This window comes from Mycoplasma zalophi (assembly GCF_018914005.1).
GTDB classification, from domain to species: Bacteria; Bacillota_I; Bacilli_A; order Mycoplasmatales; family Metamycoplasmataceae; genus Metamycoplasma; species Metamycoplasma zalophi_A.
In genome coordinates this window covers 158,824-171,469 of record NZ_JAHMHI010000001.1, presented here as the reverse complement: position 1 = coordinate 171,469, position 12,646 = coordinate 158,824, and the positions used below count along the sequence as shown (strand labels likewise).

Sequence of the window (12,646 nt, the reverse complement as noted above, 5' to 3'; positions counted from 1 at the left end):
TAGTATTATTTATAATATTATTATAAAAATTCATTATTTAATTATATTTTGAATATCCTAAGGAAACAATATGAAAACAAAAAAATCTAAAAAAATATTTTTATCATTAGTAACAGTTTTAGCTGCTGCATCATTAGTATCAATACCAGCTATATCAGCATCATGTTCATATAAACAAAATAACCTTAATAAATACAAAGAAACATTTGATGAAGCTGTGGAGTATTCAAATACTTTAAAAGAACCAAATCAACAACAAGCTAAAGAAAAATTAAGAAAAGTATTAGAAGAAGCATCAAGATTAGCTTTAAATGAAACATCAACACAAACTGATGTTGAAAAAGCAATCGAAATGATTTTAAATGGTTTAAAAGAAGCTAAAGATTCATTGAAAGTTAATTCAGATAATTCAAATACTAACGATAATAACAACTCTAATCCAGCAAATCCAATGCATAAAGAAAAAACGTCTGAACAAAAACAAAAAGCGTTAGATGAATTTGTTAATTCAATAAAAGGAAGCATTAAAACAAAAATAGATGCTGCAAGTAAAAGAAATATCAAAGAAGCTATTGATTCAAATAAAAATATTTCATTTGATAAAACAAGTAAAACATTATTAACAGATAATGCAAACCATTCAAATGATATTGAGTTAAACAATGTTAATTGACCAGAAAATATTGAATTAATTTCAACAACCACTGAAGATAACTCTTTATCATTACAAAAAACTGCTGAAGGAAAAGTTGTTTTATCATTTAGATTATTAAAAGCAGGAGAAGATAAAGTTATTTCAATTAATATTTACATAATTGAGTTAGGTAATTACAATGATTTAACAACTACACCTACTACTCCAGAAGTTACTAAAACAAACAAAAAGGGAATTTATTTTAAAAACAAAGCTATTAGTTCAGATAAATTACAATTAACTTATTTAATAAAAGAAGTACAAACACTAGAAAATAATGCTTTACAATTAACACTTGAAGAAAGTTCAATCGTTAAACATATGACAAAAGATGAAGCAAATGCAAAAAATAACACTGATTTATATTCTGCAAATAATGAATCAAAATTATTATTTGAAGCAAATGTAGTAAATGATAAAGATAATTTAAAATCTAACTTCGTTTCTGCTGATGCTCATTTAAAATATGATGCAACAACAAAAAAAGTCTACTGAAATGATAAAGAACTAACAGGTGCAAAATATATAGGTGAATTTACAACAAAGAATAATTTAGGATCTGTAAAATATTACATTATACCTAAAGATTTAATTGAAGTTGTAACAAGCACAGAATCAAATAACTAATATTAATAGTCAAACTTCAGTCTAAACACTGAAGTTTTTGTATATAAAAAAAGTGTTTTTGTAAACACTTTTTTATACATTTATTTGTTTAATTGTTTGTTCAAGTTTTTTAATAGCTCAATCCTCTACTAAAATACTTAGTGTTATGTTTGTTGTGTTTTGGTCTTTTTTAAATGAATCAACCACTTTTATTTCATAAATTCCTTTTAGATTTTTTAATTTATCTAAAATAAATTCAATATCTTGTTGAGGTTTTAAACTAAATGTAAAATCTCTTTGTTTTAGTGGGTCATTTTTGTATTTTTTAAATACTTTACTTGTATCGATATCTTCATTTAATAAAATTTCCACATAATAAGCATCGGAATTTAATGTTGATGGATGTGTTTTTGCTATGTAACCTATTTTTTTATCTTTATGATATATTCAAGCACTTAAATTAGGATGAAATAGTGAATAATCAGATCTTTTGTATGTTAGTTCAATATCTAATAATTCAGTTATATCTTGTTTTATAGCATTAAAATCTTTTATATTTGAAGCAAGTGCCAAAACATTATTTGTTTTATTTATCATTCCAATTTCAAAAATTGAAAGTTTATTGATGTTTCTTTTTGCATTGTAATTTAAAACGTCATATAGTGAGTAAATAAATGAATTTCTAACTTCACTATGATCTAATGATGCAAAAGTTTGTAGTTTAATTACATTATTAAATTCAAAAGGATCAAAAATATTTTTTTCTTTGTTTGTTAGGGTAAATGTTCTAACGTTTTGATATCCCATTTTTGCTAGAATTGTTTCATAATCTTTAAAAATGTTGTTTTTTGTTTTAATTATTGTTGGTTCAATCATTTTAAAGTTTTCATAACCATAAAATCTAAATACTTCTTCACTAAAATCTTGTATAGTTTCAACATCAAAACGATAATCAGGAACAAAAACCGTATTATCTTTAATTTCAAAACCAAGAATTTCTAATTGTTTTAATACTTCTTGATATTTTGAGGTTTTTGTTAATTCAAAGCCAGCAAAGTTATTTAAAAAAGTTTCATCTAATTTAAAATGTGTAGTTTCTATTTTTTCTAAATTAACAATTTGACTAGCTTCATTTAAATGTGTTGCAGCAAAATCATGAGCAAGATGAATTAATCCATTATTTATTTTTTTAGATGCTCTATTAGCTGAAAGGGTTTCTAATTTTACTTGTTTTTTTGAATGTCTAATTTCTTTTGTGCTAAAACTTGCAATTTCAAATAAAACATTTTTTGTTTTATTATCACAACTTGTATTTTCAAGACCGATTGTAGCAGCTACTGAAATTGGTTTATTTTGATCTTTAACAACTAATACATTTTCTAATTCAATTTTGTTTTTCCCTAAAACTTCAACTTCACCTGTGTATTTTTGTACACTAATTGATTTACTTTCAAGTTTATTTAAATCATATGAGTGACTAGGAACTCCTGTGTATAAAAGAATTAAATTACTTAAATTTACAGCATTTGAAAATATTTTTATACCGTGTTTTAATAAAAATACTTCGTCTTGTAATGTTATTTTAATGTTATCTTGAGTTGTTTCAAATAAAGTAAAGTGATCAGTTTCTTGTAAGTTTTCAACTTTAAATTCAGTTTTATAACGTTTTATATCGTTTTTTGGGAAATTAATATTTGTTTTAAAATAAGCCGCTAATTCCCGAGCCATTACATAATAACTGTTTGCATCTGCTCTGTTTGAAAGAATGCTTATATCTATAATGTAATCTTGTAGTTCAAAATAACTAATTGGATCTAAACTTAAATCTACTTTTTCTTGGAAAGTAAAAATTCCATCGTTTCATTTAGCAGGCAAAACATCAATATCAAAACCTATTTCTTCTAATCCAGCTAGCATCCCTTCAGAAACTATACCCTTCATTTCACGCGGTGCAAAAGTTATTTTTTTTGATCTTGAACCTGGTACAAATGCCATTAAATAGTCATTTTCTTTTACGTTTTGGGCATTAGTTTGAATAATTCTTATTTTATCTTCAAAGTCTATTTCACAAACAGTTAATAAATCTGCATTAGGATTTTTGTAGGTTTTTAAAACATGACCAAATTTTAAACCCTCTAAGTCTGTAAAAGGTTTATATTCTTCAACTTCAAAACCAATTGAATTAATTGCACCAACAACTTCTTCAACGGAAATATCATCTGATAAATTAGCTAATTTTTTTAATTTTGTGTATGAAAATAACATTTTTCCTCCTACTTAAATTGTTTTAAAAATCTATTGTCATTTATATATAGTTCTCGTATATCAGTGATTTGATATTTAATCATAGTAATTCTTTCAATTCCTAATCCTGCTGCAAAACCATTCATATCATTTGTATATCCTGCTAATTTTAAAACTTTGTTATGTAGCATTCCTGCTCCAAGAATTTCAATTCAATTACCCTTATAAAAGACATCAACTTCAACACTTGGTTCAGTAAATGGGAAATATGATGGTCTTAGTCTAATTTCTACTTCTTCTTCTAAAACATAACTTAATAAACTTTTTAAAGTTCACATTAAATTACCGAAATTTGTATAACCTACTGAAACAAAATCAAGTTGAGTGAATTGATGACTGTGAGTCATATCTTCTTCATCATTACGATAAACTTTTCCAATTGCATATTGACTAAATGCTTGATTTTTATTTTTTTCTAATGCTCTTGCACTAATTCCTGTGTTATGAGTTCTCATTAGCGTTTCTTCATCGATATATAAAGAATCTTGCATGTCACGAGCAGGGTGGTTCTTTGGAATATTTAGACGTTCAAAATTGTATTCATCATTTTCTATTTCTGTTTCTTTAATTTCAAAATATCCATTTAAATTAAATCAATCTTTCATTCTTTGAATCACTAAATTAGTAGGATGAATTCCACCTTGCTTGTATGTAGGTTCTGAAATATCTACTCATTCATTTTCAAGTGATTTTTGAATTTCTAAATTTTCAATTTTTTGTTTTGCTAATTCAAAAAAATCATTTGCTTGTTCACGAAGTTTTTGAATTTTTTTACCAATTTCTGCTTTTTGTTCACTTGGTACTTCTTTAATTTGTTTTGTTAGTGTCGCTAGTTCGCCATTAGGTGAATTAAATTCTGCTTTAATTTTTTTAAGATCTTCTAGTGTTTGAATTTTTTCTAAATCAAAAATCATTTTTACTCCTTATTTTTTATATGTTGTCAATAAATTTTAATTTTTTCTTCATATCCTTGATTTTTAGGACTATAAAATTTTGTATTGGTAATTTCTTGTGGTAAATATGAAATATCATAATAACTATTTTTAAAATCATGTGGGTATTTATAATCAACACCTCGATTGAGTTTTTTAGCTGATTTATAGTGTGCATCTTTTAAGAAAACAGGGACATCATAAACATTACCATTTTCAATAAAATTTTTAACGTTGTTAAAAGCTAAATAAGTACTATTTGATTTGGGACTTAAAGCAATATTTAAAATCGCAAATGCAATTGGTAAATATCCTTCAGCAAAACCTAATCGTTCAAAACTTTCTATTGCATTAAGTGTTTGAGTTGCAACAATAGGATTTGCTAATCCGATGTCTTCATATGAAGCACACAACATTCTTCTAAAAAGTGCATCATACTGTTGTGCTCTAAACAATAAATAACCATAATATAATGCGGCATCGGCATCACTTCCTCTTAATGATTTATGAAAAGCACTAAGTAAATTATAATGTTCATCACCATCTTTATCAATAATTAAATTTACACTTGGTAGTATTTTTTTAATTTTTTCTAAGTCTATATCTTGATCCGAATACAATTTATTTAACAAATCTAAATTATTTATTGCAATTCGGAAATCAGCAGCTGATGATGCGGCTAAAAAATCATATATTTTTTTATCTTTAATATTTATTAATTTAAATTTATTATTTAGATATTCCAAATAGTTTGACATATTTTCAATTGTTGGTTTTTTGAGTTCAAAAATATTTGTTCTACTTCTGAGTGCGGGATTAATTTTAAAAAATGGATTTTCAGTTGTTGTTGCATAAATTGTAATTAAACCATTTTCAACATAAGGAAGTAAAATATCTTGTTTATCTTTATTTAATCTGTGAATTTCATCGATGATAATGATTTTATTTTTTTCAATTAATTCAATTAACTTATTTTTATTGTCAGTTGCTGCATTAAAATAATCAAAATTACTATTTAAACTTAATTCATTTGCCAAAATAAAAGCTAGTGTAGTTTTTCCAGTACCAGGTGAACCGTAAAAAATCAATGATCTAAAGTCTTTATATTCAATGATTTTATTAAATAATTCTTTAAATTCTTTATCTAATAAGAGATCATCAATTTTTTTTGGTCTAAGTAAAGTTGCTAAATTCATTTATTTCCTTTAAATTTAATAATTAAATTATACTAATTTAATTAAAAAAGGTAAATAAAAAATTAAAACAACCAGTTTTAATTTTTATGTTTTTAGTTGTATAGTTTGTAAATTCCAAATGATGTCAATCCAATGCATACTAGAATTAAAACAACTAATATTCAAATTAATACTCAGAATCATTTTGATCCCTTTTCTTCCACTGATGTAATAATTGTTGGATATGTTTTGGTTTCATTTGTAATTTCTTGTGTATCTTGTTGTTCTGTTTTTTCTTCTTTTTTCGTTGAAGATGATTCAATTAAACTTTTTGAAACTAGATAGTCTGTTGCGCTTTCTGATTCAATTTTTTCTTCGTTTAATAATTCAAGCGCTGTGTGAGCTTTTTCAAAACTCATACTTCCTCTAAATGCTCCATTTTGGTGGAATCAAACTCTTGATGATTCGTCATCTTTAGCTAAATCCATAAATTTTTCTAAACTTTCGTTAAATGAATAAAAAGTTAAGTATTCGTCAATTTTAGCTTCTTTTAATTGTCATATTTTTTTATTTTCATCATCTGTTTTTTCTATTATGTAAAATTTTCTCATATTTCTCCTTAGTTTTCTAATGTCAAATTCCAATCATATGTAATTACTATATCACAATTTTCTTCAAACACATTGCATTTATTGAAAAAATACACAAATTCACACTCAAAATCTAAAATTTATAGCGATAAGATTTAAATTTTACCTTGTCTTTTGTTGAATTTGTTCTAAGTGAAGACAGTGTGTTGTAAACAGTGTTTACTGTGTGTTGGTTGAGTGTCGAATCAGTATTTTGTATAAATTTCATTAAATCACTAGTAAAAATTGTATCTTTTGTAATTAAATTTCACTCAGGATTATTAATAATTTTTATAGTTTTATTAAAATCTTCAAATACTAATATTGAATATAAATTAATTTCTAAATTACTAAAAATTTCTTCAATATGTTTGATATGTCTAACATTTTGAGAAATTACATTCGGAATTTCGTATTTTGTGTTTTTAAATACTTTGTATCATGTTTTATCATTGTAATCTCCTTCAATATTTCCTGTTATACTTTTAGTTTCGATTACAAAAATTCCTTTTTCATTTACTATTATTCCATCTACTTCAAACAGTTTATTGTTGTTTTTATATAAAGAAGGTTCAATGTAAAAGAAATTGTTTTCTTGTGCTCATTTGGCAATATCTAAAGAAAATTCTTGTTCAAATTTTTTACCTCTACCTTTTTTATTTTTTACATTTATTTTATAAACAATCACCTTATAAATGACCGCAACTAAAATAATTAATAATAAAACCATTGAAATTATTAAACCTGTTTTTATTGTTTTTTCCATATTTTTTTTACTCTTTTCTGCTCTAAATATTTTTGACTATTTTTGTAATTTGGATAGATTTTGTTAACTAAATTATAAAATTTTTCTGAATGATTAAAATGTATTAAATGACTTAATTCATGAACAATGACACCTTCAATTGTTTCAAAAGGAAAACAAATTAAATAAAGATTGTAAGTTAAATTACCATCAAATTTGCACTTTCCTCAGTATGAAGTTACTTTTTTAATTGTAAATCCTTTGTATTTATCTTGAACATTAACTAAATCTAAATAATTTTTGTGTAGCATACGAATTGTTTTTGATAATTGCAATTCAAAAAAATTTTCGATAATTTGTTTTATTTCTGCTTTTGTATTTTGTATTAAATCATATTGAAATGTTTCGAATAGTGAATAAATTGTTAACTTATTTTTTTCAACTAAAAACTTTCTTTTAAAACCATAAAGATAAAAAGTACCATTTTCAAAATCGATTTTTGTTCTTTCATACAATAAGTTTGTACTTATATGTCTTAAAATATTTCTTAGACCTTTTTTAATAAAAGTTTCAAGATCTACTATATTATCATCTTTAGCAAGTGATAAAATAATTTCATCATCTTTAATTTTTAAATTACTAAATTTTCCTCTAGCTTTTTTTAATGTTATTAAATATGTAGAATCATCTAAAATTACTTGAATTTTGTCTTTTGAAATATCTTTTTTCATAAATTAATTTTAAATAAAAAAATAAATTTAAATAGATTTTTGTGCTATAAAAAATTTGAGTTTAAAAATAATAATCATTTTCTACATAAAATCACTAAATTTGTGGTAGAATATAAAAGCAATATATGAAGACAGTAACTGCTAAAAGCTTAATTTGTTACCAAGTATAAATCTAAATGTATTGTGTCCAATAAAAATAAAAGGAGAAATAATGAGCGATTTAAGACAAGCTAAAGTTTTAGTAGTTGATGAAATTACTAGAGCAATTGAACAATCTAAATCACTTGTAGTAGCTAAATATCAAGGTTTAACCGTCGAAAACCTACAAGAACTTAGAAAAGAAGCAAAAGCTCATGGTGTAAGTTTAAAAGTTTACAAAAATAGACTTGTTAAACAAGCAACTAGTAAATTAAATTACGAAGCTCTAAACGATTATTTAGTTGGTGCAAATATCTACGTGTTTGGAAATGATGATGATATTAGTGCTGCTAAAGTTATTGCAAATTTTGCTAAAAAATTCCAAGCATTAGAAATTGTTGCTGGAATTTATGAAAATCGTGTTATTGATGCTCAAGAAGTAGCTGTTGTAGCAACACTTCCATCATACGAAGAAGCATTAATGATATTAGGAAACTCATTACTAACACCAATAAGACAATTAGGTCTAGGAATGAAAATGTTAGTTGATGAAAATAAAATTCAAGAATAAAATACAAAATTATAAGGAAATTATTATGGCTAAATTAACAAAAGAAGAATTTGTTTCTGCATTAAAAGAAATGAATATTAAAGAAGTTATGGAACTTGTTGAAGGATTAAAAGAAGAATTTGGAATCGATCCATCAGCAGTTGCAGTTGCAGCAGCACCAGCAGCTGGAGCAGCAGCAGAAGAAAAAACAGAATTTAACGTAACATTAAAATCAGCAGGAGATCAAAAAGTTAACGTTATTAAAGCTGTTAAAGAATTAACAGGTTTAGGACTAATGGATGCTAAAAAACTTGTTGAAAGCGCACCAGCAGTTATTAAAGAAAACGTTAAAAAAGACGAAGCTGAAGACATTAAAGCTAAATTATCTGCTGTTGGAGCAGAAGTTGTTATTGACTAATAACAAATAAATAAGAAATGGCAATTTTGCCATTTTTGTTATTTATATGACAATTAGAATATATTAATATATTCTAATCTTAAAACTGAATATTTTACACACAAAATATTAAATAAAATGCAAAAAAGGGTGACATATGGAACAACTAAAACAAAAATATACTGAACGTTACTTCGGACCAATCACACAAAGACGTGATTATTCTAAATCACCAAAAGTTTTTGAAACACCTGATTTTCTAGATATGCAAAGAAAATCAATTCATGAATTTTTTACAAAAACAATTGAAGAAGAATTACAATCAATTTACCCAATTGAAGCACCTTCAAAAGTCAGAATAGAATACATACCAAATTCAGTTACATTTGAACAACCAAGTAGAACAGAATTTGAAAGTATAAAAATTGCTAAACAAAAAGGATCAAGTTACACAGGTAAATTAAAAGCTAAATTAAGACAGCATAACATTAACACAGGGGAAATTAAAGACTACGAAGTTGTTTTTGGTGAAATTCCTATTATGACAAATGGAGGTACATTTGTTATAAACGGTTCTGAAAAAGTTATTGTTAGTCAATTAATTCGTTCAACTGGGGCATATTATGGATTGGGAGTTAGAAATAAACAAGCTAATGACCTATTCAACAAATTAGAAATTATTCCTCAAATCGGTTCATGAATTGAAATAAGTCATAAAGTAACAGGAACAAGTGTTGATAGTGTAAAAATAAAAATCGATAAAAATAAAGGTGTTTATTTAAGTACATTTTTAAAAGCTTTAGGTATTAGCGAAGAAACTGCAATAGAACTTTTTGGAAACAGTGATGTTTTATTAGAAACTTTCCGTCGCGATAAAGTTAAAGATCCTGATATGGAAATTAATCAAAGACTTGCACGTGAATTAATTTATCGTTTAATTCGTCGTGGGGATCGTTTAACTGAAGAAAGTTGTAGAAACTTACTTCCTAATATACTATTTAATGAAAAACGTTATGATTTAACAAGAACTGGACGTTTTACTTTAAATCGTAAGTTAAATGTTATTGATCGTATTTCAAATACATATTTAGCAGAGGATATTCATTCTGCAGCTAATGAAGATGGAGAAATCGAAGTTCTTTATAAAGCGGGAACATTTATAACTCCACAAATGGCTCTTGATATAAATGAACAATTTAAAAACGGAGAAATTAGTTTAACAAGAATTCCAAATGTTTCTGAATTAGTTTATGCAAATCAATTAGAACTTTCAGGAGCTATGGAATTGGCACAAAGAATGAATGTTGCAATGGTTAGAATTTGACCAACATTAAAAGAAATGGAAAATGGACAAGAACCACTATTAGTAATTGGAAATGATCCAAATGCGACTCAAAAACACTTAATTATTCCAGATTTAGTTGCAGCTGTAAATTACTACTTTAATTTATTACATGGAATTGGAAATGATGATGATCCAGATTCACTAATTAACAAACGTATTGTTACAATAGGTGAATTATTACAAAATCAATTAAGAATTGGTTTATTAAAATTAGAAAAAAATACTAAAGAGAAAATTGCTGGTAAAGATTTAGAAAAAATTACAGCACGTAATGTAACTAATAATAAACCAATTTATAATCAAATGAAAACATTTTTCAATTCATCAAAATTATCACAATTTATGGATCAAGTAAATCCGCTAGGAGAAATTTCAAACAAAAGACGTGTAACAAGTTTAGGACCTAGAGGACTTAACCGTGATACTGCTCAATTCGAAGTTCGTGACGTTCACTCAACTCATTATGGACGTATATGTCCAATTGAAACACCCGAAGGACCAAACATTGGACTTATTTTAAATATGGCATCATATGCCAAAATAGATGATTATGGATTTATCCAAACTCCATATTTCAAAGTAAATGATGGAGTAGTTGATTTTAATGATATTAGATATTTAACAGCTATAGAAGAAATCAATTTTACTTTTGCTCAATCATCAATAAACATTGATGAAGAAACAGGTGAAATATTAGATGAAAGAGTAATGAGTAGAAAAAATAATGAATATATTGAATTAGATAAAAAAGAAATTGATTATATTGGGGTCACAAGTAGACAAATGACATCAATTTCAGCATCTGCAATTCCATTTTTAGAAAACGATGACGCTAACCGTGCTCTTATGGGTTCAAACATGCAACGTCAAGCAGTTCCTTTAATTAAACCAGAAGCACCATTAGTTGCGACTGGAGTTGAAGCTGACATTGCAAGATTTAGTGCTTCAAACGTTAGAGCAACAAAAGATGGAATCGTAACTTATGTAGATGCAAATGAAATTAGAATTCAAAGCGACGACGAAAAGAAACCTTCAATTTATTTCTTAAGAACTTTTGAACGTTCAAATCAAGGAACAGTTATTCATCAAAAACCACTTGTAAAAGTTGGACAAGAAATTAAAGCAGGAGATTTATTAACCGATGGACCAAGTATGGAAAATGGTGAGCTTGCTTTAGGTAAAAACGTATTAGTTGGATTTAGTACATGATTTGGATACAACTATGAAGATGCTGTTATCTTAAATGAAAAACTAGTTAAAGAAGATGTTTATACATCAATTCATATTGAAGAACAAACTATTCAATTCCGTCGTTCAAAAGCAGGAGATGATATTTTAACAAGTGATATCCCTAATGCTTCAAATCGTTCAAAACGTTTCCTTGGTGAAGATGGAATAGTTATTATTGGTTCAGAAGTAGGACCTGGTGATATTTTAGTTGGAAGAATTAGTCCAAAAGCTGAAGAAAACCCATCACCTGAAGAAAAATTAATGGCTGCTATTTTCGGTCAAAAAACTTCAACTCATAAAGATACTTCTTTAAAAGTTAAACATGGGCACGGAGGAACTGTTGTTGCTGTTGACGTTTTAAGAAGAGATACAGATGATACTAATTTAGAAGATGGAATTGAAATGATTGTTAAAGTTTCAATTGCTCAAAAACGTAAAATCAAAGTTGGGGATAAAATGGCTGGGCGTCATGGTAACAAAGGGGTTGTTTCAATCATTTTACCTGAAGAAGATATGCCATATTTAGCAGATGGAACACCATTAGATATTTTATTAAATCCACAAGGGGTACCATCTCGTATGAACATAGGTCAAGTGCTTGAATTGCACCTAGGACTTGCTGCTAGAAAATTAAATTGTAAATTTGTTTCTCCAGTATTTGATGGAATTAGTTATAAACAAATTCAAGAAATTCAAAAAGAAGCAGGAATTGATCCATCAGGAAAAATGACAGTATATAGTGGAAAAACAGGTGAACCATTTGACAATCCAATTTCAGTGGGAGTTATGTATTATCTAAAACTTTACCACATGGTTGATGACAAAATGCATGCACGTAGTGTCGGACCTTATTCACTAATTACTCAACAACCTCTAGGAGGAAAAAGTCAAAACGGGGGACAAAGATTTGGGGAAATGGAAACATGAGCTATTGAATCTTATGGTGCAACAAATGTCCTTCAAGAATTATTAACATATAAATCCGATAATATAATTGGACGTAATATGTTATATAACGCGCTAGCAACTGGAACAAAAATTCCTACACCTGGAATGCCTGAATCATTTAGCGTTCTTGCTTATGAATTAAGAGGATTAGGAATAAAACTAGAAGTTCACGAAAGAACTGAAAAAACACAAAACAATCAAGAAGCAAAAGGAGATAATTAA

Annotated in this window: 10 protein-coding genes; 4 read left to right on the top strand and 6 right to left on the bottom strand. The window is 26.5% G+C overall.

From position 1 onward, the window contains the following. Nucleotides 1–70 precede the first annotated feature (70 nt). Nucleotides 71–1,321, top strand: coding sequence for a hypothetical protein (locus tag KQ877_RS00800; protein WP_216535742.1), 1,251 nt, complete (start codon nt 71–73; stop codon nt 1,319–1,321). 72 nt (nt 1,322–1,393) lie between these two features. On the opposite strand, the gene KQ877_RS00795 is transcribed toward KQ877_RS00800, so the two are convergent. The 6 genes from KQ877_RS00795 to KQ877_RS00770 all read right to left on the bottom strand — a co-directional run bounded on the left by KQ877_RS00795 (nt 1,394) and on the right by KQ877_RS00770 (nt 7,816). Further along, nucleotides 1,394–3,565, bottom strand: coding sequence for a phenylalanine--tRNA ligase subunit beta (locus tag KQ877_RS00795; RefSeq protein ID WP_216535741.1), 2,172 nt, complete (start codon nt 3,563–3,565; stop codon nt 1,394–1,396). A gap of 8 nt (nt 3,566–3,573) precedes the next feature. Further along, on the bottom strand, nt 3,574–4,518 hold the full coding sequence (gene pheS / locus KQ877_RS00790; protein WP_216535740.1) for a phenylalanine--tRNA ligase subunit alpha: 945 nt from the start codon (nt 4,516–4,518) through the stop codon (nt 3,574–3,576). 2 nt (nt 4,519–4,520) lie between these two features. Next, nucleotides 4,521–5,732, bottom strand: a complete 1,212-nt coding sequence (locus tag KQ877_RS00785) for a replication-associated recombination protein A (RefSeq protein WP_216535739.1) — start codon at nt 5,730–5,732, stop codon at nt 4,521–4,523. A gap of 92 nt (nt 5,733–5,824) precedes the next feature. Continuing rightward, entirely contained in the window at nt 5,825–6,322 is a 498-nt protein-coding gene (locus KQ877_RS00780) for a hypothetical protein (protein ID WP_216488828.1), read from the bottom strand. A 112-nt stretch (nt 6,323–6,434) separates the two neighbouring features. Then, entirely contained in the window at nt 6,435–7,106 is a 672-nt protein-coding gene (locus KQ877_RS00775; RefSeq protein WP_216535738.1) for a nuclease-related domain-containing protein, read from the bottom strand. Beyond that, nucleotides 7,091–7,816 carry a M48 family metallopeptidase gene (locus tag KQ877_RS00770; RefSeq protein ID WP_216535737.1) on the bottom strand — a complete coding sequence of 242 codons (726 nt, stop codon included), beginning with the start codon at nt 7,814–7,816 and terminating at the stop codon, nt 7,091–7,093. Before KQ877_RS00770 ends, KQ877_RS00775 begins: the two co-directional genes overlap by 16 nt. 211 nt (nt 7,817–8,027) lie before the next feature. Between KQ877_RS00770 and rplJ the strand changes: the two genes are divergently transcribed. From rplJ to rpoB, 3 genes are all read left to right on the top strand, one after another. Then, nucleotides 8,028–8,525, top strand: a complete 498-nt coding sequence (rplJ, locus tag KQ877_RS00765) for a 50S ribosomal protein L10 (RefSeq protein WP_216488834.1) — start codon at nt 8,028–8,030, stop codon at nt 8,523–8,525. A 25-nt stretch (nt 8,526–8,550) separates the two neighbouring features. Next, entirely contained in the window at nt 8,551–8,922 is a 372-nt protein-coding gene (gene rplL, locus KQ877_RS00760; RefSeq protein WP_216535736.1) for a 50S ribosomal protein L7/L12, read from the top strand. Nucleotides 8,923–9,058: 136 nt separating this feature from the next. Continuing rightward, a complete protein-coding gene (gene rpoB, locus KQ877_RS00755) occupies nt 9,059–12,646 on the top strand; it encodes a DNA-directed RNA polymerase subunit beta (RefSeq protein ID WP_216488838.1) in 3,588 nt (1,195 codons plus the stop codon).